General features: G+C 62.6%; 11 protein-coding genes, 1 tRNA gene and 3 rRNA genes. 6 read left to right on the forward strand and 9 right to left on the reverse strand.

What is annotated here, in order from left to right; genetic code table 11:
• Positions 1–37 precede the first annotated feature (37 nt).
• The 3 genes from QFZ60_RS16660 to QFZ60_RS16670 form a co-directional block, all read right to left on the reverse strand.
• Entirely contained in the window at positions 38–463 is a 426-nt protein-coding gene (locus QFZ60_RS16660) for a ChaB family protein (protein ID WP_307091918.1), read from the reverse strand.
• Positions 464–531: 68 nt separating this feature from the next.
• Positions 532–608, reverse strand: a tRNA-Thr gene (locus QFZ60_RS16665).
• A gap of 150 nt (positions 609–758) precedes the next feature.
• On the reverse strand, positions 759–1646 hold the full coding sequence (locus QFZ60_RS16670; protein WP_307091920.1) for a thioredoxin domain-containing protein: 888 nt from the start codon (positions 1644–1646) through the stop codon (positions 759–761).
• A gap of 179 nt (positions 1647–1825) precedes the next feature.
• Here QFZ60_RS16670 and QFZ60_RS16675 point away from each other — a divergent pair, with 179 nt between their 5' ends.
• The 4 genes from QFZ60_RS16675 (at position 1826) to QFZ60_RS16690 (ending at position 6995) form a co-directional block, all read left to right on the forward strand.
• Positions 1826–3328: a trehalose-6-phosphate synthase gene (locus QFZ60_RS16675; protein WP_307091921.1), complete on the forward strand. Its 1503-nt coding sequence runs from the start codon at positions 1826–1828 to the stop codon at positions 3326–3328.
• Positions 3318–4151 carry a trehalose-phosphatase gene (gene otsB, locus QFZ60_RS16680; RefSeq protein ID WP_307091922.1) on the forward strand — a complete coding sequence of 278 codons (834 nt, stop codon included), beginning with the start codon at positions 3318–3320 and terminating at the stop codon, positions 4149–4151. Before QFZ60_RS16675 ends, otsB begins: the two co-directional genes overlap by 11 nt.
• 218 nt (positions 4152–4369) lie before the next feature.
• Entirely contained in the window at positions 4370–5452 is a 1083-nt protein-coding gene (locus tag QFZ60_RS16685; RefSeq protein ID WP_018772048.1) for an ABC transporter ATP-binding protein, read from the forward strand.
• 124 nt (positions 5453–5576) lie between these two features.
• Positions 5577–6995: a DUF4032 domain-containing protein gene (locus QFZ60_RS16690; protein ID WP_307091925.1), complete on the forward strand. Its 1419-nt coding sequence runs from the start codon at positions 5577–5579 to the stop codon at positions 6993–6995.
• Positions 6996–6998: 3 nt separating this feature from the next.
• Here the strand turns inward: QFZ60_RS16690 and QFZ60_RS16695 are convergent, their stop codons facing one another.
• The gene (locus QFZ60_RS16695; RefSeq protein ID WP_307091926.1) at positions 6999–8369 is read right to left on the reverse strand and encodes an FAD-binding oxidoreductase; all 1371 of its coding nucleotides are present in this window, start codon (positions 8367–8369) and stop codon (positions 6999–7001) included.
• 187 nt (positions 8370–8556) lie between these two features.
• On the opposite strand from QFZ60_RS16695, the gene QFZ60_RS16700 reads away from it, so the two are divergent.
• Positions 8557–10278, forward strand: coding sequence for a glycoside hydrolase family 13 protein (locus QFZ60_RS16700; protein ID WP_307091928.1), 1722 nt, complete (start codon positions 8557–8559; stop codon positions 10276–10278).
• Between the two features lie 2 nt (positions 10279–10280).
• Positions 10281–11336: a LacI family DNA-binding transcriptional regulator gene (locus QFZ60_RS16705; RefSeq protein ID WP_307091929.1), complete on the forward strand. Its 1056-nt coding sequence runs from the start codon at positions 10281–10283 to the stop codon at positions 11334–11336.
• An 8-nt stretch (positions 11337–11344) separates the two neighbouring features.
• Here QFZ60_RS16705 and QFZ60_RS16710 read toward each other — a convergent pair whose 3' ends face one another.
• The 5 genes from QFZ60_RS16710 to QFZ60_RS16730 all read right to left on the reverse strand — a co-directional run bounded on the left by QFZ60_RS16710 (position 11345) and on the right by QFZ60_RS16730 (position 21617).
• Positions 11345–11860 (reverse strand): hypothetical protein, encoded by a 516-nt coding sequence (locus QFZ60_RS16710; protein ID WP_307091930.1) that lies wholly within the window; start codon positions 11858–11860, stop codon positions 11345–11347.
• Positions 11861–12003: 143 nt separating this feature from the next.
• A 5S ribosomal RNA gene (gene rrf, locus QFZ60_RS16715) occupies positions 12004–12120 on the reverse strand.
• Between the two features lie 173 nt (positions 12121–12293).
• A 23S ribosomal RNA gene (locus QFZ60_RS16720) occupies positions 12294–15422 on the reverse strand.
• 509 nt (positions 15423–15931) lie between these two features.
• Positions 15932–17454 (reverse strand): 16S ribosomal RNA (locus QFZ60_RS16725).
• The 16S, 23S and 5S rRNA genes sit together here, the layout of an rRNA operon.
• Before the next feature lie 476 nt (positions 17455–17930).
• Entirely contained in the window at positions 17931–21617 is a 3687-nt protein-coding gene (locus tag QFZ60_RS16730) for a 1,4-alpha-glucan branching enzyme (protein WP_307091932.1), read from the reverse strand.
• Position 21618: the final 1 nt, after the last annotated feature.

Consider the following 21618-nt stretch of genomic DNA (forward strand, 5'->3'; position numbering starts at 1 on the left):
TTCGACACCTTGGACGGCGGGACGGCAAGAGCGCAGGCTATTTGCTGCGGGCTTTGCGGGTGGCTGCGTCGTTGGCCTTCTGAATGGCCTTCACCAGCTCGTCCTTGTCCATCTTCGAGCGGCCCTTGACGTCCAGTTCCCTGGCCAGTTTGTAGAGGTGGTCCTTGGATGCGTTGGCATCGACACCGCCGGCGGTGGGTTCGGAGGAGCGGAGGCCCTGTTCCGCCCGCTTGTCCGACGGTCCGCGTTTTTCCTTGGGCTCCCAGTGGTCGCCCACCTTCTCGTAGCTGTGCTTCAGGGATGCGTATGCTGCGCGGGCCGCCCGTTGCTCGTCCTGGTCGTACGACTCAAGGGCGGAATCGTAGGTCTTGGCGAAGGTGTCCTGCGCCTTTTGCTCTGAACGCTGAAGAGTGGTAGGAAGTTCTTCCTTACGGGCGTGATCGTTCTTGCCGGTCTTGGGCATGGCACCCATCCTCCTTTAGTCAGCACGCTGATTATTTGGATGGATCCAGCTTAAACCCGGACGTTGTATGGAGCCCCCTGTCGGATTCGAACCGACGACCCCCGCTTTACAAGAGCGGTGCTCTGGCCAACTGAGCTAAGGAGGCGCGCCCCTGCGGGCGTGCGCCGTGAAGGCGCTAGATAAGGTTAGCCCAACTCCCGCCGGGCGTAAAAACGCGGCGGTACGGGCTGCGGAAGCGGCAGGGGCCCCGCCCCGGAAACGCTCCGGGACGGGCCCCTGCCCTGTCTGGTGGTCCTTAGCCCTTGGCGGCGATGGCTGCCTGCAGGAAGTCCGGGAACGGCGTCTGGGCGCTGTCCCCCTTGCCCCACTGCTTGCCGTCCACGAACACGGTGGGCGTGCCGGTGACCCCGATGGCCGAGGCTTCCTTCGTAGTGAACTTCACGAATGGGCGGTAGGTCTTGTCATCCACGCAGGAGTCAATGTTGACGCCCATATCGGACGCCATCTTCTTTAGGTCGTTGTCGGAAAGACCCGCGGTGCCTTCCGCCGGCTGCTTGGCGAACAGTTCGTTGACGAAATCGGAGTACTTCTCGGGGGATTCGTTGACAACGCAGGCTGCTGCGTTGGCGGCCCGGGACGAATAGTTGGTGGTGGACCGGCTGTCCAGGAAGCCGAGAGCCCGGTACTCAACCGTGATCTTGCCTTCGTTGCGCAGCGACGTGAGCTGCTCGTTGTACTGGGTCTCGAAGTTCTTGCAGATGGGGCAGATGAAGTCGATGTACAGGACTACCTTGACCGGCTTGCCGGCCTCCGCTTCCGCCCCGGGCGCCACTACCTCGGCCGGCGGCGTCTTCGGGGCCTCCCCCAGGGAGGCGGCGTCCACAGTGGCCGGCTCCGACTTTGCCACGTCCGTGTTGGCCAGCAGGGTGACGCCGCCATGCACGTTGGCGTTGGCCGGAGTGGGGCCCTGGTCCGCGACCGGGGCGTTCTGCTTGATGTTGCTGGTAACCACCAGCGCCACCACCACCAGGATGGCCACGACTGCCGCCACGATGCCCCAGCCGATCAGCAGCTTGTTGCGCTTGTCCTTCTTTAGCTGCGCTTCGCGGATCAGGCGCGCCTTTTCGCGCGCCTCCACGGTTCGCTCAGCCTTGGACTTACGTACTTCGTTTGCGGGGCTCATGAGTTCCTTGGGTCGGTCGACGTAGGGGGACCACTTCGTGGCACCTCCAACATTTTAGGGGAGAAAGCTGAGAGCTTGCGGTTTCAACTATTCCTTCGGGTTGACCAACGGCCGAATAGCCCCGATGATTCCGTCCGGCTAGGGTGGCTTAGAGGCACAAGCAACCCCAGGGGGCAGCAATGCAAACACCCGTCCAGGAAAAACCCGCAGGCAAAGCAACAGCCGGCAGTTCCGGTTCCGGCCACGGGGGCCACACCAAGTATGACTTCATGGTGGTCTCCAACAGGCTGCCCGTCGACCGGGTTGCCGCAGGCGACGGCCCGGATGACGAATCAGGCTGGCGCAGGTCCCCCGGCGGCCTGGTGACCGCGCTGGCCCCGATGATGACCAAGACCGACGGCGCGTGGGTTGGCTGGCACGGGGCACCGGACGAGACCGTGAAGCCATTCAGCCATGGCGGAATGGACCTTGTCCCCGTCCAGCTCAGCACGGACGATGTGGAGCTGTACTACGAGGGCTTCTCCAACGCCACGCTGTGGCCGCTGTACCACGATGTCATCGCTCCGCCGGAATTCCACCGGACCTGGTGGGACGCCTACCGCAAGGTCAACCGCAGGTTCGCCGACGCCGTCGCGCACCACGCGGACCAGGGCGCCACGGTCTGGGTCCAGGACTACCAGCTGCAGCTGGTCCCCCGGATGCTCCGCGAAGCCCGGCCGGACCTCCGGATCGGATTCTTCAACCACATCCCGTTCCCGCCGCCGGAGATTTTTGCCCAGCTCCCTTGGCGCCAGGCCATCATCGACGGCCTTCTCGGCGCAGACCTGGTGGGCTTCCAACGGCCCAGCGACGCGGGAAACTTCATGCGTTCCGCGCGCCGGTTCTTGGGCGCCAGCGTTAAGCAGCAGCAGGTGCACGTCAAGGGCCATGACGGCCGGATCACGCACATCGCCCGGGCGCAGGCCTTCCCCATCTCGATCGACGTCAAGCAGATCAGCGAACTTGCGGCCAGGCCCGACATCATCGAACGCGCCCGGCAGATCCGTCAGGACCTGGGCAACCCCAAGACCATCCTGCTCGGGGTGGACCGGCTGGATTACACCAAGGGCATCCGCCACCGGCTGAAGGCTTTTGAGGAGCTCCTGGCGGACGGCCGCCTCACGGTGGGCGATGCGACCCTCATCCAGGTGGCCTCCCCAAGCCGCGAGCGGGTGGAGCAGTACCGGCTCCTGCGTGAGGAGGTGGAAGGAACCGTAGGCCACATCAACGGCACCTACGACACCCTGGAAAACACCGCCGTCCGCTACCTGCACCACAGCTACCCCGTAGAGGAGATGGTGGCGCTGTACCTGGCCGCGGATGTCATGCTGGTCACCGCGCTGCGGGACGGGATGAACCTGGTGGCCAAGGAGTATGTCACCGCACGCAACAACAATGATGGCGCCCTGGTCCTGAGCGAGTTCGCCGGCGCCGCGGACCAGCTCAAGCAGGCGCTGCTGATCAACCCGCACGACATCGCAGGCCTCAAGAACGCCATCATGACCGCCGTCGAGCTCAGCCCGCGCGAAGCGTCCCGGCGCATGCGGTCCATGCGCCGGCAGATCCTGGACCACGACGTGGACCATTGGTCCGCCGACTTCCTGCGTGCCCTGGACGAGAAAGTGGTCCGCGATGACTCCTGACGGCCGCACCAAGGCATCGCTGGCGCTCACCCCGGAACTCCGGGAAGCGCTGCACCGGATCGCCGCGACGGAGCACCTGCTCGTGGCCATGGATTTTGATGGCACCATGGCGCCTATCGTGGACCGCGCCCAGGATGCACGGCCGCTTCCACGCTCGGCGGCGGCGTTCGCAGGGCTCGCCGTGCTTCCCCGCACGACGACGGCACTCATCTCGGGCCGCGCCCTCGCCAGCCTGCGGGAGGTTGCTTCCCCGCCAGTGGATACCCTGCTGATTGGCAGCCACGGCGCCGAAGCCTGGCTGGGACCGGGTTCCACCGAACTGGCGCTGGATGAGGGCCAGAAAGCGCTCCTTGAAGAAGTGCGGGCCGAATTGGCGGCGATCGTGGCGGAGGCGCCGGGCACCTCCCTGGAATACAAGCCCGCCGGCGTCGTCCTGCACACCCGCCAGGCTGAAGACGACGTTGCCGGGGATGCTGTGTCAGCGGCAAAGTCAGTGCTCCAGGACCGCAAGGGTGTCTTCCTTAAGGAGGGCAAGCGCGTCCTGGAGACCTCAGTGGTCAATGCGTCCAAGGGCGAAGGCGTCACCTTCCTGCGGCAGGCCACCGGGGCCACCGCCGTGCTGTTCGCCGGCGACGACGTCACGGACGAGGACGCGTTTGGCCGGCTCGAACCAGGCGATGTGGGAGTCAAGGTGGGCCTCGATTTCACCCAGGCCCAATACCGGGTGGAGGCCCCTGTCCACATCGCAGAGCTGCTGGAGGCCCTGCTCCAGGAGCGGAGTCTCGCCGTCGCCGAGGAAGACCCGCAGGCAGCTTCCGGGTAGGCCGTGGCCGGCAGCAGATGTGACATCCGTAACATTTGCGTTAAAAGAAGCAACTTCTGGCATACTCTTGGGTGTGATGTGGCGCACAACAACCGTGCGGCGTCACGTGGTGCTCCGCGCTTAGCCGCGGAGCATTTTGTGGGAACACAACTGAATAAACATGAACCATTCACAACGGATCGTCCGGCACGTACCTGCCGGTGAAGGGATTGATAACTGTGGCTACAGTTACTTTTGATAACGCTACGCGTCTGTACCCGGGCACAGATAAGCCCGCCGTCGATAAGCTCAACATCGACATCGCCGATGGCGAATTCCTGGTCCTCGTTGGACCCTCCGGTTGCGGCAAGTCCACCTCCCTGCGCATGCTCGCAGGCCTCGAGGACGTCAACGCAGGCCGGATCCTGATCGGCGACCGCGACGTCACCGATGTTCCGCCGAAGGACCGCGACATCGCGATGGTTTTCCAGAACTACGCGTTGTACCCGCACATGACTGTGGCCGACAACATGGGCTTCGCCCTCAAGATCGCCGGCGTCTCCAAGGAAGAGCGCGCCGAGCGCGTCCGTGAAGCCGCCAAGCTCCTGGACCTCGAGCAGTACCTGGACCGCAAGCCGAAGGCACTCTCCGGCGGCCAGCGCCAGCGTGTTGCCATGGGCCGCGCAATCGTCCGTAACCCGCAGGTCTTCCTCATGGATGAGCCGCTGTCCAACCTGGACGCCAAGCTCCGCGTCCAGACCCGCACCCAGATCGCGTCCCTGACCCGCCGCCTGGGTGTCACCACCGTTTACGTGACGCACGACCAGGTCGAGGCCATGACCATGGGTGACCGCGTCGCCGTGCTGAAGGACGGCCTCCTGCAGCAGGTTGACACTCCCCGCAACCTCTACGACCGCCCGAAGAACGTTTTCGTTGCCGGCTTCATCGGCTCCCCCGCCATGAACCTGCTCGAACTTCCCGTCGTCGACGGCGGCGTCCAGTTCGGCGGGACCGTCTACCCGGTGCCGCGCGACGTCCTCGAAGAGGCACACGGCTCCACGGTCACGCTGGGCAGCCGTCCGGAAGACCTGGAAACCGCTCCGCACGGTGAAGGCCTGAAGGTTGAGGTTGACGTCGTCGAAGAACTCGGCGCCGACGCCTACGTCTACGGCCACACCACCTTGGACGGCAAGGACCACGACATCGTGGCACGCGTCGACGGCCGCCGCCCCCCGATGAAGGGCGAGGTCATCTACGTCCGTCCGCAGTCGGGCCACGTGCACCTGTTCGACACCAAGACGGGCCTGCGCCTGGGCGACTGATCGCCACCGGCACCCCAACCGCAGTACCGACGGCGGCCCTCCTTACCGGACGGCCGCCGTCGGCGTTTAACCGTCCCTGCAGAAGAATTAGCTGGCCGCGCCCATCTACGGAAGAATTGAGCCCATGACCGAGGAACACAGCGCGCAGTGGCATGACGAACCCACCGACTACGCCCAGGTGGGTAAGCTGCCGCGGTTCGTGGCCGCCAGTGCCGATGACAACAAGGCAGCCTCGGTGGCCTCATCGCTGAGCATCACGGCCGCAGCGGCTGATCCGGAGCTGCTGGACCTGCCCTGGCACATTGCCCTCGAAGAGTGGCCGGCCCAATACCTGGCGGCACTCCCCCGCGGCATCTCCCGGCACATCGTGCGCTTCGCCCACCTTGGCGGTTCGGTGATTGCCATCAAGGAAACCTCCGAACACGTGGCCCGCCACGAGTACCACATGCTGCGCAAACTGGCACGGCTGGACGTACCCTGCGTGGAGCCCGTAGCCGTGATCACCGGCCGCACCACCCCGGACGGACGCCCGCTGAACCCCGTCCTGGTAACCCGGCACCTGAAATTCTCCATGCCGTACCGCGCGCTCTTTTCCCAGATGCTGCGCAAGGACACCCTCACCCGCCTCATCGACGCCCAGGCTCTCCTCATGGTGCGGCTGCACCTGATCGGGTTCTACTGGGGCGACGTCTCGCTTTCCAACACCCTGTTCCGCCGTGACGCCGGCGCGTTCGCCGCCTACCTGGTGGACGCCGAAACGGGTGAGCTCTACCCTGACCTCTCCACCGGCCAGCGCGAATACGACCTGGAAATTGCCCGCGTGAACATCGCCGGTGAGCTGATGGACCTCCTGGACGGCGGGCTCATCGAGGAAAAGGTGGACCCGGTGGCCACCAGTGAGCTGATCATGGACAGCTACGGGCGGCTGTGGGCCGAGCTGACCGAGAAGGAATCCTTCGAACTGGGCGAACGCTGGCGGGTCAGTGCCCGTATCCGCCGCCTGAACGAACTCGGCTTCGACGTCGAGGAATACGCCATCAAGACCACGCAGAACGGCTCCACCATCCAGCTGCAGCCCAAGGTGGTGGACGCGGGGCACCACCAGCGGCGGCTCCTGCGCCTCACCGGCCTGGATGCCCAGGAGAACCAGGCCCGCCGCCTCCTGAACGACATGGACTCCTTCCGCGCGGACAACAACCCGGAAATGGATGAGGAATACAGCGCCCACCTGTGGGTCAGCCAGATCTTCGAACCAATCGTGCGCGCCATCCCCCGCGACCTCTCAGGCAAGCTGGAACACGCAGAGGTGGTCCACGAGGTCCTTGAACACCGCTGGTACATGTCCGAGAAGCAGGAGCGCCACATTCCGCTGGCGGAGGCCGTGCAGTCGTACATCGATTCCATCCTCCGGCACCGGCGGGACGAGGCCGCGATCATGCTGAACCCGGACACCGAACTGCTGAAGATCCTTGAGGTGGAGAACGAGGAGTCCCGCTACGGTGCTGATGACTCCGCGGACGAGTATCCGGACTCGGACGACTAAGTCCTAGATCGCCTTACCGGGGTTGAGGATTCCCGCAGGATCAAACAGGTCCTTGATCCTGCGCTGGAGTTCCCGGACCGGTTCCGGCTGCTCCTGGCCCAGCCACCGCAGCTTGTACTGCCCCACACCATGCTCGCCGGTGATGGTGCCGCCCATGGCCAGGGCGGCGGTGATGGACTCATCCAGCGCCACCTGCAGCCGCTGCATCTCCGCGGAGTCCACGCCTGCCCCCTGCCGGTCGATCCAGAAGGTGGGGTGGAGGTTGCCGTCACCGGCGTGGGCCACCACCTTCAGGTGCACCTGCTGCCTGGCAGCCATGGCTTCGAGCTCTGCGACGTAGTCCACCAGCCGGGACCGGGGAACAGCCACATCCTCGCCGACACGGTACTCGTCGTCCACCTCCGTCCCCCTGCTGTGCCGGCGGAGTTCCACCAGCCGCTCCGCCTCGGCACTTGCCTCCGTGCTGACAGTTGCCCCGCCTTCACGGAGGACCTGGCGCACCACCTCCGCCTCGGCGGCGGCCCCGAACCCGTCCGTCTGGATCAGCAGCAGTGATCTTCCGCGGGCGGTGAGGTCGGAGCCGTGGATGTCGTCCAGCTGGGCCAGCGTGCCGCCGTCGAGCAGTTCCATGATGGCGGGCTGGACACGCGCCTTGCCTACGGCCAGGACCCCTGCAGCCGCACTCCTGAAGTCCTGGTAGAAGGCGGCAACCGTGTGGACTTCCCGGGGCAGGTACTTCAGCCGCACGGTAATTCCGACGACGACGCCCAGGGTTCCTTCAGACCCCACGAACAGGCCCGTGAGGTCGTAGCCCGCCACCCCTTTGAAGGTTTGGTGGCCTGTGTGAATGAGGGATCCGTCGGCTAGGACGACGTCCAGCGCCAGGACCGAATCCCTGGTGACCCCGTACTTGGCGCAGCGCAGGCCACCGGCATTGGTGGCGACGTTGCCGCCGATGGTGGAGCTCCGGAAACTGGCCGGATCCGGGGCGTACATAAGCCCATGCGCTGCAACGGCCTCATTCAGGACGGCATTGACCACTCCGGGCTCCACCAGGGCAGTCTCGTCGTCGGGATTCAGGGCGAGGATCCGGTTCATCCGCTCCAGCGAGAGGATGATGCAGTTCCTGGTGGCATGGGCCCCGCCGGATACCCCGGTGCCTGCGCCCCTGGGGACAATTGCCACACCACTGCCGGCACAGGCCTTTACCACTGCCTGGACGTCGGCAACTGATTCCGGGAACACCACCGCCAGGGGAAGCTGGAAATCGATGACGGGCGCCTGGTCGATGGCGTACCGCCGGAGCGAGACCTCGCCGACGTCCACCTGCTCCTGCGCCAGGATGGCATCCAGCTCGTCAACGATGCTTCCCACAAAGCCTCCACCCGTCGTCGGACATATCTTCCCAGTTTAGGACGTGCTACCGCTGGGTCCCTGGATGCCCTTTTCTGCAACCGCTTCCAGTTCGTTGGCTTCCTCACGTGGAAAGCAGCGCAGCAATGTCTGTAATGAGGAATGGAAGCGTTTCCATTAAGTCGCCGCCAACGCTATGCTGGCTCTCATGTCTGTCGATACTGTGACCCAGGACACTTCCACTGTTGCCGGTCCCCTGACGCTCATCCATGCTGCCGACACTGCCCCCGGCTGGTGGCGCTCCGCCGTGATCTACCAGGTGTATCCCCGGTCGTTCCGGGACCTGAACGGCGACGGCGTGGGAGACCTTGCAGGAATCACCGAGGAACTGCCGCACCTCGCTGACCTGGGTGTCGATGCCGTTTGGCTCTCACCCTTTTACCGTTCCCCGCAGCGCGACGCAGGCTACGACGTCAGCGACTACTGCGACGTGGATCCGATTTTCGGAACGCTCGGTGACTTCGACGTCATGATGGCTGAATCGCACCGGCTGGGCCTGCGGGTGATTGTGGACCTGGTGCCCAACCACTGCTCCGACCAGCATCCCGCGTTCCAGGCAGCCCTTGCCGCGCCGGCAGGAAGCCCGGAGCGGGACATGTTCATCTTCCGCGACGGAACCGGCCCCGACGGGCAGGAGCCGCCGAACAACTGGCAGTCCCACTTCGGCGGACCCGCCTGGACACGGGTAGCAGGCACGGATGGCCGGCCGGGGCAGTGGTACCTGCACCTCTTCGATTCCTCGCAGCCAGACTTCAACTGGGACAACCCGGCCGTCCACGCCGAGTTCGAGCGCGTGCTTCGTTTCTGGCTGGACCGGGGCGTCTCCGGTTTCCGGGTGGACGTAGCCCACGCCCTGGTAAAGGCCCCCGGCCTGCCCGCCTGGGGTGGCCGTGCCGATGGCGGCAGCAGCGACGGGTACCCAGGCCACGAGGCACCCATGTTCGGCCAGCCCGCCGTCCATGACATTTACCGTAACTGGCGGCTGATCCTGGACGAGTACGGCCCGGACCGCATCCTCTGCGCCGAGGCAAGCGTGGACCTCCACCGGCTGGCCCACTGGGTACGGCCGGATGAGATGCACCAGGCGTTCAACTTCCCTTATCTCCATGCCGGGCTGGACGTATACCGGCTGCGCTCGGTCATCACGGATTCCCTGACCGTCCTGGACGGCGTGGGCGCCCCGAGCACCTGGGTACTCTCAAACCATGACGTTGTCCGCCATGCCAGCCGGTTTGGCTATAACGGCCATGGCCCCCGCGACGGCGACGGCATCGGGGTGGCCGATCCCCAGCCGGATGAGGAACTGGGCCGGCGCCGCGCAGCTGCCGCTTCGCTGTTCATGCTGGGCCTGCCCGGCGCCGCCTATCTCTACCAGGGCGAGGAGCTGGGGCTGCCGGATGGCATCGACATCCCCGGCCACCTGCGCCAGGACCCCACCTTCGCGCGCACCGAAGGTCAGCGGCTTGGCCGTGACGGCTGCCGGGTGCCGCTGCCCTGGCGGGCCGGAGACAAGCACTTGGGCTTCAGCTCGGGCAGCGATCCCTGGCTGCCCATTCCCGCCTCGTTTGGCGGCCTGGCGCGGGACCTGCAGGCGGAGTCGCCGTCGTCGCACCTTTCCCTCTACCGCACCGCCCTGGCCTGCCGCCGGGACCTGGACCTGGGCAGGGGCTCGCTGTCCTGGGCAGAGGACTGGTGCACCGGGTCCTCGCTGGGGTATGTGAACGGCACTACGCTGGTGCTTATGAACCTGAACCACGAGCCGCTGGAGATTCCCGCGGGCCGCGTCCTTGTCCGCAGTAACCTGTCAGGCACGGAAGGACTCCTGGCCTCGGGCGAAACAGCCTGGATCAGTATTCCTGCAGCAGACTGACAATGGCGGGCATCAAAGAAGTTGCCAGCCGGGCAGGCCTGTCCGTAGCCACCGTCTCCAGGGCGCTCAGCGGCAAGTCCAATGTCTCGTCCAGGAGCCGCCGCCTTGCCCAGGAGGCAGCACGGGAACTGGGCTTCATCCCGTCGTACCACGCGTCCAGCCTCGCGTCGGGGCGGAACCACAATATCGGGCTGGTGGTGCCGAACGTCCAGCGGTGGTACTTCTCCTCCGTCCTTGAGGGCGTTTCGGAAACCCTCCTGGATGCCGGCTACGACCTGACGCTGTACAACGTGGGCGAGCAGCCGGAGCACCGCAGCAGCATCCTGAACGACTTCCTGCTGCGGAAACGCCTGGATGCGGTGATTGCGGTGGCACTGGTGCTCAGCGAGGAAGAAATCGGCCAGTTGCTTGCCGTGCACCGTCCCATTGTGGGCATCGGAGGGGCGCTGCGCGGCGCCTCCACCATAAAAATCGATGACGAGGGCCTGGCCATGATGGCCACCCGGCACCTGATTGGGCTGGGCCATACCCGCATCGCCCATGTCACGGGGGACGCGGCACTGAACCGCGATTTCAATCTTCCGCAGCTCCGTCAGAAGGGCTTTGCTGCGGCAATGGCAGCCGCGGGCCTGCCGCTGCGGCACGAGTGGCAGGCCAGGGCCGACTTCACCATCCAAGGTGCATATGCAGCGGGCCGTCGGCTGCTGGGGACGTCCGCTGAACGTCCCACCGCCGTTTTTGCGGCTTCGGACGAGATGGCCGTGGGCATCATGCTCGCTGCAAGGGACTTCGGCCTTCAGGTGCCGCGGGATCTTTCCGTCGTGGGCATTGACGGGCACGAACTTGCAGAAACGTTCGGCCTGACCACCATCAGCCAGGATCCGAAGGGCCAGGGAAGGCTGGCGGCCGCCACCGCGTTGGCCTTGCTGGACGGCCCCGGCGGAGAGCCCGACGGCGGCCCGGCAGGGGATGGAGCGCGCGACCAGGAATATCCAACAGAGTTTGTGATCAGGAGCAGCACCGCAGTACCGCCGGACACAGCCGCGCACCGGGGTTAGGTCAACCGTTACTGCACGGAGTCATCCGGGGTGTCCTCCGCTCCCATGAACCGTGCATACCTGTCCAGGATCAACGGCCAGGCCGCCACGTACTCTTGACGCGCGGCAGCCGGATCCTCGGCGCCCTCCCACCCTTCATGGAAGACCCGGACCTCAGTTCCCGCGTCGAGGGCACGGAACACCACCAGCAGTTCGGTGGACCACAGCGCCGTGGTGCCGGGATGCCAGCTGGCGTGGAACGAGAGCGGCGGCTGCCAGTCATCAAGGGTTCCCCAGATACTGGTGCGACCGTCATCTGCGGTTTCGAGGATCAGGTTCTCTTCAAACTCGACATATGACCCTGCGCCGTAGACGCCATGCTGCTCCAGGGGCCACCACAGGTGGGTGTGGTCGGTAAAGCCAGCAAAAGCCCGCGCGACGGGGCCCGGGACAACGACGGTGTTCACCACCGGTTCCAAGGGATCAGTTGCCCGCTGTCCGGCGTCTTCAAAAGGATCCTGTGCGTGGCTGAAGATACTGCTCATGGGGAAATACTTTACCGGGGCAATCCTGCGGAGGGCGGCACGCGGCCAGGAGGAGGGGCAGGGTGCTTGGAGCTAGGTAGTAAAAAGAGTGGTTAAAGCAGTAGGACCCTGACATTCCTTTGTCAGGGTCCTACTCAATTTATGTCCGGCGGTGACCTACTCTCCCACACCCTCCCGGGTGCAGTACCATCGGCGCTGTGGGTCTTAGCTTCCGGGTTCGGAATGGGACCGGGCGTTTCCCCCACGCTATGACCGCCGTAACCCTTGTACCCGTCACCACCCGCTGGGGGGGTGGTGTGGGAAAACTTTGTGTGGTTACAACATTGTGGTGTTGTTATTCAATTGTGTTGGTTCCGTGCAACGAACCCCGGTGTTGGGGGTTGTTGGTTGGGAACCACATAGTGGACGCAAGCAGAATTTTGTATATGTCTGTGTGGTGTAAGTTGTTGGCCTATTAGTACCGGTCAGCTTCACGAGTCGTTAGTCCTCGCTTCCACATCCGGCCTATCAACCCAGTGGTCTGGCTGGGGGCCTCTCACACCCGAGGGTGTATGGAAATCTCATCTTGAAGCGAGCTTCCCGCTTAGATGCTTTCAGCGGTTATCCCATCCGAACGTAGCTAATCAGCGGTGCACTTGGCAGTACAACTGACACACCAGAGGTTCGTCCGTCCCGGTCCTCTCGTACTAAGGACAGCCCTTCTCAAATTTCCTGCGCGCGCAGCGGATAGGGACCGAACTGTCTCACGACGTTCTAAACCCAGCTCGCGTACCGCTTTAATGGGCGAACAGCCCAACCCTTGGGACCTACTCCAGCCCCAGGATGCGACGAGCCGACATCGAGGTGCCAAACCATGCCGTCGATATGGACTCTTGGGCAAGATCAGCCTGTTATCCCCGAGGTACCTTTTATCCGTTGAGCGACGGCCATTCCACAATGTACCGCCGGATCACTAGTCCCGACTTTCGTCCCTGCTCGAGATGTCTCTCTCACAGTCAAGCTCCCTTGTGCACTTACACTCGACACCTGATTGCCAACCAGGCTGAGGGAACCTTTGGGCGCCTCCGTTACTTTTTAGGAGGCAACCGCCCCAGTTAAACTACCCATCAGGCACTGTCCCTGACCCGGATTACGGGCCGAAGTTAGATGTCCAAAGTGACCAGAGTGGTATTTCAACGATGACTCCACCCGAACTGGCGTCCGGGCTTCAACGTCTCCCACCTATCCTACACAAGCCACTCCGAACACCAATACCAAACTATAGTAAAGGTCTCGGGGTCTTTCCGTCCTGCTGCGCGTAACGAGCATCTTTACTCGTACTGCAATTTCGCCGAGTTTATGGTTGAGACAGCGGGGAAGTCGTTACTCCATTCGTGCAGGTCGGAACTTACCCGACAAGGAATTTCGCTACCTTAGGATGGTTATAGTTACCACCGCCGTTTACTGGGGCTTAAATTCTCAGCTTCGCCTTGCGGCTAACCGGTCCTCTTAACCTTCCAGCACCGGGCAGGAGTCAGTCCGTATACATCGTCTTGCGACTTCGCACGGACCTGTGTTTTTAGTAAACAGTCGCTTCCCCCTGGTCTCTGCGGCCCCGATCCCCTCCAGAACGCAAGGTTCTTTCAAGGTTGGGGCCCCCCTTCTCCCGAAGTTACGGGGGCATTTTGCCGAGTTCCTTAACCATAATTCTCTCGATCGCCTTGGTATTCTCTACCTGATCACCTGTGTCGGTTTGGGGTACGGGCGGCTAAAACCTCGCGTCGATGCTTTTCTCGGCAGCATAGGATCACCAAATCCCCCCAAAAGGGGGTCCCATCAGATCTCAGGCTTCGTGAGTGGCGGATTTGCCTACCACTCGCCCTACATCCTTAGACCGGGACAACCATCGCCCGGCTCGGCTACCTTCCTGCGTCACACCTGTTAATACGCTTGCCTCCCGGGATCAGGTCCTGCGCTCCACCAAAACCCTCACACCACAAGGGTGATCGGGCAGGTATCGGGCAGTTAGTATCCCCCGCTCAGCATGGGCGGTTTTTCGCCGGTACGGGAATATCAACCCGTTGTCCATCGACTACGCCTGTCGGCCTCGCCTTAGGTCCCGACTTACCCAGGGCAGATTAGCTTGACCCTGGAACCCTTGATCATTCGGCGGACGGGTTTCTCACCCGTCTTTCGCTACTCATGCCTGCATTCTCACTCGTGTAGGCTCCACCGCTGGTTTACACCGCGACTTCACCGCCCACACGACGCTCCCCTACCCATCCACACGCCTGAACCACAAGGGCTTAGCTAAAATGTGAATGCCACAACTTCGGCGGTGTACTTGAGCCCCGCTACATTGTCGGCGCGGAATCACTTGACCAGTGAGCTATTACGCACTCTTTTAAGGGTGGCTGCTTCTAAGCCAACCTCCTGGTTGTCTGGGCAACTCCACATCCTTTCCCACTTAGCACACGCTTAGGGGCCTTAGTTGGTGGTCTGGGCTGTTTCCCTCTCGACTATGAAGCTTATCCCCCACAGTCTCACTGCTGCGCTCTCACTTACCGGCATTCGGAGTTTGGCTGACGTCAGTAACCTTGTAGGGCCCATTAGCCATCCAGTAGCTCTACCTCCAGCAAGAAACACGCAACGCTGCACCTAAATGCATTTCGGGGAGAACCAGCTATCACGAAGTTTGATTGGCCTTTCACCCCTACCCACAGCTCATCCCCTCCATTTTCAACTGAAGTGGGTTCGGTCCTCCACGACGTCTTACCGTCGCTTCAACCTGGCCATGGGTAGATCACTTCGCTTCGGGTCTAGATCACGCCACTGCAACGCCCTATTCAGACTCGCTTTCGCTACGGCTGCCCCACACGGGTTAACCTCGCGACGTAACACTAACTCGCAGGCTCATTCTTCAAAAGGCACGCCGTCACCAGAATCAGACTGGCTCCGACGGATTGTAAGCACACGGTTTCAGGTACTGTTTCACTCCCCTCCCGGGGTACTTTTCACCTTTCCCTCACGGTACTGGTCCGCTATCGGTCATTAGGGAGTATTTAGGCTTATCAGGTGGTCCTGACAGATTCGCACGGGATTTCTCGGGCCCCGTACTACTTGGGATACTCTCACAGGCGGTACAAACACATTACGGTTACGGGACTAACACCCTCTCTGGCCGGCCTTTCAAAACCGTTCACCTATGCGCGCACATCACACCCCACCAGCCCGGCAGAACTGGTATGGAAAGTCCCACAACCCCGACCATGCAACGCCCGCCGGCTATCACACATGGAACGGTTTAGCCTGATCCGCGTTCGCTCGCCACTACTAACGGAATCACTATTGTTTTCTCTTCCTGCGGGTACTGAGATGTTTCACTTCCCCGCGTTCCCCCCACGCACCCTATGTGTTCAGGTACGGGTCACCAAGTCACTCGCGCGCTCAGCGGGGTTTCCCCATTCGGACACCCTGGGATCACAGTCCGGTTATCGACTCCCCCAGGCTTATCGCAGATTCCTACGTCCTTCTTCGGCTCCTAATGCCAAGGCATCCACCGTGTGCTCTTAAAAACTTGACCACAAAGATCAAAAACTAATTTCGAGAGAACCACGAAAACCAACCACGCTCCCAACACCCCACAAAGAGGCATCAACAACGCAGCCAGATCCAGGTTCATTTATCTTGGAAATTGCTTCTTATACAAGATGCTCGCGTCCACTATGTAGTTCTCAAACAACAACCCCACACCACACACCCCACACACAACCCCCAAAAAAGGGAGCCAGCATGCGTGGAGGCGTCATGGCAGGGAAACCAGAAACAAACAAACCCACGGGAAACCCCGTGGTCCTGTTGCCTCAGGACCCAACAGTGTGCCAAACACTAAACCACCCCGCACCCCACCCACCGTTCCAGAACCATCACTGGTCCGTACTAGGACAAGAAGGAAACAACGCGGCCGCTATTTGCTGATATTCCACCCATGAGCACCCGCCGCAGAACTTGCGTCTGCGCAACGGGCTTTGCTTCCTGACAAACCCACCACACTCACATACATGAGGCAGGGTGTTTGTAGGTGCTCCTTAGAAAGGAGGTGATCCAGCCGCACCTTCCGGTACGGCTACCTTGTTACGACTTAGTCCCAATCGCCAGTCCCACCTTCGACAGCTCCCTCCCACAAGGGGTTAGGCCACCGGCTTCGGGTGTTACCAACTTTCGTGACTTGACGGGCGGTGTGTACAAGGCCCGGGAACGTATTCACCGCAGCGTTGCTGATCTGCGATTACTAGCGACTCCGACTTCATGGGGTCGAGTTGCAGACCCCAATCCGAACTGAGACCGGCTTTTTGGGATTAGCTCCACCTCACAGTATCGCAACCCTTTGTACCGGCCATTGTAGCATGCGTGAAGCCCAAGACATAAGGGGCATGATGATTTGACGTCGTCCCCACCTTCCTCCGAGTTGACCCCGGCAGTCTCCTATGAGTCCCCACCATCACGTGCTGGCAACATAGAACGAGGGTTGCGCTCGTTGCGGGACTTAACCCAACATCTCACGACACGAGCTGACGACAACCATGCACCACCTGTAAACCAGCCCCAAAGGGGAAACCACATTTCTGCGGCGGTCCGGTTCATGTCAAGCCTTGGTAAGGTTCTTCGCGTTGCATCGAATTAATCCGCATGCTCCGCCGCTTGTGCGGGCCCCCGTCAATTCCTTTGAGTTTTAGCCTTGCGGCCGTACTCCCCAGGCGGGGCACTTAATGCGTTAGCTACGGCGCGGAAAACGTGGAATGTCCCCCACACCTAGTGCCCAACGTTTACGGCATGGACTACCAGGGTATCTAATCCTGTTCGCTCCCCATGCTTTCGCTCCTCAGCGTCAGTTAATGCCCAGAGACCTGCCTTCGCCATCGGTGTTCCTCCTGATATCTGCGCATTTCACCGCTACACCAGGAATTCCAGTCTCCCCTACATCACTCTAGTCTGCCCGTACCCACCGCAGATCCGGAGTTGAGCCCCGGACTTTCACGGCAGACGCGACAAACCGCCTACGAGCTCTTTACGCCCAATAATTCCGGATAACGCTTGCGCCCTACGTATTACCGCGGCTGCTGGCACGTAGTTAGCCGGCGCTTCTTCTGCAGGTACCGTCACTTACGCTTCTTCCCTACTGAAAGAGGTTTACAACCCGAAGGCCGTCATCCCTCACGCGGCGTCGCTGCATCAGGCTTGCGCCCATTGTGCAATATTCCCCACTGCTGCCTCCCGTAGGAGTCTGGGCCGTGTCTCAGTCCCAGTGTGGCCGGTCACCCTCTCAGGCCGGCTACCCGTCGTCGCCTTGGTAGGCCATTACCCCACCAACAAGCTGATAGGCCGCGAGTCCATCCAAAACCACAAAAGCTTTCCACCAACCACCATGCGATAGTCGGTCATATCCGGTATTAGACCCAGTTTCCCAGGCTTATCCCAGAGTCAAGGGCAGGTTACTCACGTGTTACTCACCCGTTCGCCACTAATCCAGGAGCAAGCTCCCTTCATCGTTCGACTTGCATGTGTTAAGCACGCCGCCAGCGTTCATCCTGAGCCAGGATCAAACTCTCCGTTGAAGTAAAACAGACACAACCACAACCACCGGAAATAACGGCGGAAACGGCTGCACAAAATTTGAAACCAGCTAAAAACACCAAACCACACCACAGGGGCGGCACGGCTTGGCAAATTCAACCAATTTATAAAAAATCGGTATCAACAAACTTGGCACACTATTGAGTTCTCAAACAACAGACACACCCGGCACCACCCAAACATTCCGTTCAGGATCGCTCCGGAGCAACTTTCCAAACTTACCCGCTGACCTCCTGCGTGTCAAACCGGTTTCCGCGACCATCCTCAGCGTAAGCTTCGGGGGGTTCGGTTTTCCGTCTGACTCCGTGGAGCAGCGCGGAAATAAACTCTACCACCACTCATCCTGGACCGCCAGTCCGCCGTCAGGAGGCCTCCCACCGAGGCCCGAAAGGCCCGGAATCGCGCAGATTCCGGGCCTTTCGTTCTCAGTCCCTACCGGGACAACGCACGAGCCGGCTCAGCTGGCGGACGAGGTTGCGGGTTTGAAGTAGGACGCTCCAAGCGGGGGCAGCGTGACACTCAGTGTGGCCGGCTGGCCATCCTGCCCTTCGTTCGTGGCCTTCAGCTCTCCACTGTTCAGAACACCGGATCCACCGTAGGTGGTGTGGTCCGTGTTCAGGACCTCGGTCCACGCGCCTGCCAGGGGAACGCCCAGTGTGTAGCCGACGTGCGGCGAACCGGAGAAGTTGATGGCGCAGACAATCGGATTGCCTTCGGTGTCCCGCCTGATGAAGGACAGCACGTTCCGGTCGGAGTCTCCCCCGTTGATCCACTGGAACCCGGCAGGAACATTGTCCTGGGTGTAGAGGGCAGGCGTTGCCGCGTACAGCTCGTTCAGGTCCTTGGTCAGCAGCTGCAGTCCACGGTGGGCCGGGATGTCCGCGAGCCACCAGTCCAGGCCGTGCTGCTCGGACCACTCGGCTTCCTGGCCAAACTCAGTTCCCATGAAGATGAGCTGCTTGCCTGGATGCGCCCACTGGTAGGCAAAGAACGCGCGGAGATTGGCCAGCTGCTGCCAGCGGTCGCCGGGCATCTTGCGGAGCATGGAGCCCTTGCCGTGGACAACCTCGTCGTGGCTGATCGGCAGCAGGAAGTTTTCGGTGAAGGCGTAGACCAGCGAGAACGTGACCGTTCCGTGGTGCCACTTGCGATTGTACGGGTCCTCCGAAATGTACTTCAGGGAGTCGTGCATCCAGCCCATGTTCCACTTGAGGCCGAAACCCAGGCCGCCGTGGCTGGTGGGAGCGGTGACGCCCGGGAAAGCCGTGGATTCTTCCGCAATCATGACGGCGCCGGGGTGCGTCTTGTAGACGGTGGCATTGACTTCCTGCAGGAAGGAAATGGCCTCGAGGTTCTCCCTGCCGCCGAAGCGGTTGGGCCGCCACTGGCCTTCCTGCCGCGAGTAGTCAAGGTAGAGCATTGAGGCCACCGCGTCCACGCGCAGGCCGTCAATGTGGAACTCCTCCAGCCAGTAGAGGGCGTTGGCCACCAGGAAGTTGCGGACCTCGGTGCGGCCGAAGTCGAAGATCAGGGTGCCCCAGTCAGGGTGTTCTCCCAGTGCCGGATCCGAGTGTTCGTAAAGGGGCTCGCCGTCGAACTGGGCCAGCGCCCAGGAATCCTTGGGGAAGTGTGCGGGAACCCAGTCCAGCAGCACGCCGATGCCCGCCTGGTGTAGGGCGTCCACCAGGTAGCGGAATTCGTCAGGATGCCCGAACCTGGACGTCGGGGCGAAGTAGGACGTGACCTGGTAACCCCAGGAACCGCCGAAGGGGTGCTCCGCCACGGGCATGAATTCCACGTGCGTGAACCCGAGCCACTTGACGTAGTCCACGAGTTCCTTGGCGAGTTCACGGTAGCCAAGGCCCAGGCGCCAGGATCCGAGGTGTACTTCGTAGACGCTCATGGCCGAGTTGTGCGGGTCCCGCTTGGCCCGCGCTTCCATCCACTCGTCGTCCTTGAAAGCGTAGGACGGTTCCACCACCCTGGAGGCCGTCAACGGGGGAACTTCCGTACCGAACGCCAGCGGATCGGCTTTTTCAACCCAGTAGCCGCCGCGCGTCAGGATCTCGTACTTGTAGCAGGCGCCTGCCGGGACGCCGGGGATGAAGACTTCCCAGACACCGGAGGAACCCAGTGACCGCATGGAGTTTTCCCGTCCGTCCCAGGCGTTGAAATCGCCCTTGACGCGGACAGCCTGGGCGTTGGGGGCCCAGACGGCGAAGGACACGCCGTTGACGTCCCCGAGCGATGACTTGTAGTGACGGACGTGGGCTCCGAGCACCTGCCACAGCTTCTCGTGCCGGCCTTCGCCGATGAGGTGCAGGTCCACTTCGCCTACCGTCGGCAGGTAGCGGTATGGCTCATCAACGGTCACCGGGTCCTTGCCCGGGTAAGTGACGGTGAGCCGGTAGTCGGGTACGTGGCCGTGTTCCAGCGGCTCCAGGACTGCTACCCATACGCCGTGGGCCTCGTGCTGCATGGGCACTTCACCGGCCTGGGTGACCACCGTGATTGCTTCGGCCAGATGCTTTACCGTGCGGATGGTGACGTGCCCGTAATCGTCCAGGTGCGCACCCAGGACGGAGTGGGGGGCGTGGTGTTCACCGTTCGCGATCCTGCCCAGGGTGCCTTCATCCACGTGCAGCGGCACCCCCGGGCGGTCAGTTCGTGCTGAGCCTGTCATTTTGTTACCTTCCGATGCTGCGCCGGCGTGTTCGCCGGCGCCGTTACCGCTTAGGAGCCGCCTGGAGGCGTTCACTGGAATCGCCAGCCAGTCGGGCCTGTTACGCATTTCATAAACAACTTCGTACAGCGCCTTGTCCAGCCACAATGCCACAAACAGGGGCGATGACCGGTCCACCGTGCCGGGAATGACCCCTGCGTAGCCGGCAAGGAAGGCGTCGGAACAATCATCAACCCAGCTGTCGGGGACGTGGGCACCTTCCTGCTCGCGCTGCGCTGCTCCGGCCGCGTAGTCGAAGGACCGGAGCATTCCCACCACGTCGCGCAGGGGTACATCCGGGACGTTCCGTTCGGCGATGGGCCGCAGCGGCTCGCCCTCGAAGTCCAGGATGGCCCAGCGCGACTCGTCGCCGGACTGCCCGGTCACAAGGAGGATCTGGCCCAGGTGCAGGTCGCCATGGATCCGCTGCAGGGGCCCGGCCGGAACCTTTTCCAGGCCCGCCAGCAATGCATCCAGGGCGTCGTCGTAAGGTCCGACGGCGGCATGGGCTTCCGCCCAGGCAGTCCGGACGCGCTGGGCAGCAGCAGGTCCGGGCGCCTTGCCGGGTTCAGGCTCGGCTGATTGCCCCAGTGCCTCCGCCAGGCGTTTGTGCACAGTGGCGGTGGCCGCTCCCAGGGCGCGGGCTTCTGCGGTGAAGTCGGTGCCCGAGCGGGCCGCGTCCACGGCCAGCCGCCAGGCGTCGCGGCCGCCGGCCAGGAATTCGTGGGCCACTGCAAGTTCACCCTGGACGTAACGGGTTCCTTCTCCGGCGTCGGCGGGCTTCCCGAGCCATTCGCCGCGTACCCAGCCCAGGGTGGCTGGGACTTCCGCGGTGCCGGCCTTGGTCAGGGCAGCGCCCACTTCGATTTCCGGGTTGGTCCCGTCCGATAGGACCCGGAAGAATTTCACCATGGCGGCCGATTCGCCGTCGTCCACGATGACGGAGCTGTTGGACTGCTCGCCTGAGAGCACCTTCACCACGCCCTTGGCCGTGGGCAGGCGGTGGGGCCCTTCCACCCGGAATCCGGTGGCAGTGCCGCTCGTGGCCTTTGACTCTTCCCGGATGAGATCGAGCCACGCGCCCACGAAGTCGGGATCGTGCACGGCGTCGTAGACCCAAGGGCGGGTGGGATCCATTCCGGCGGCTTCGCCTATCAGCGCCCGTTCCATACCGCCGGCAGGTGCCGGCCGGAAGCTCAAGGGGACCTGGACCACGGCGGTGCGCGGGCCGCCGTCGGGCCCCTCAATGGTGACGTTGAGGAGGAACACGGCCAGCGCGGCGTGCCCGCTGGGGTCCTCCAGGCCCAGGCTGCCGGCCTGGGAGATGGTGAAATCCGGGGTTTTGACGGGGAACCATCGCTGCTGCGGCAGCCATTCCTTGAGCAGCGCGGTGAGGGCGGGAGTGAGGATTGGCTGGTTCATC

Source organism: Arthrobacter sp. B2I5, assembly GCF_030816735.1.
GTDB lineage: Bacteria > Actinomycetota > Actinomycetes > Actinomycetales > Micrococcaceae > Arthrobacter.

What these genes read in the sequence shown, in the direction of transcription:
- QFZ60_RS16660 (WP_307091918.1), bottom strand. Translation starts at nt 463, where the DNA reads ATGCCCAAGACCGGCAAGAACGATCACGCCCGTAAGGAAGAACTTCCT.
- QFZ60_RS16670 (WP_307091920.1), bottom strand. Translation starts at nt 1,646, where the DNA reads ATGAGCCCCGCAAACGAAGTACGTAAGTCCAAGGCTGAGCGAACCGTG.
- QFZ60_RS16675 (WP_307091921.1), top strand. Translation starts at nt 1,826, where the DNA reads ATGCAAACACCCGTCCAGGAAAAACCCGCAGGCAAAGCAACAGCCGGC.
- otsB (WP_307091922.1), top strand. Translation starts at nt 3,318, where the DNA reads ATGACTCCTGACGGCCGCACCAAGGCATCGCTGGCGCTCACCCCGGAA.
- QFZ60_RS16690 (WP_307091925.1), top strand. Translation starts at nt 5,577, where the DNA reads ATGACCGAGGAACACAGCGCGCAGTGGCATGACGAACCCACCGACTAC.
- QFZ60_RS16700 (WP_307091928.1), top strand. Translation starts at nt 8,557, where the DNA reads ATGTCTGTCGATACTGTGACCCAGGACACTTCCACTGTTGCCGGTCCC.
- QFZ60_RS16705 (WP_307091929.1), top strand. Translation starts at nt 10,281, where the DNA reads ATGGCGGGCATCAAAGAAGTTGCCAGCCGGGCAGGCCTGTCCGTAGCC.
- QFZ60_RS16710 (WP_307091930.1), bottom strand. Translation starts at nt 11,860, where the DNA reads ATGAGCAGTATCTTCAGCCACGCACAGGATCCTTTTGAAGACGCCGGA.
- QFZ60_RS16730 (WP_307091932.1), bottom strand. Translation starts at nt 21,617, where the DNA reads ATGAACCAGCCAATCCTCACTCCCGCCCTCACCGCGCTGCTCAAGGAA.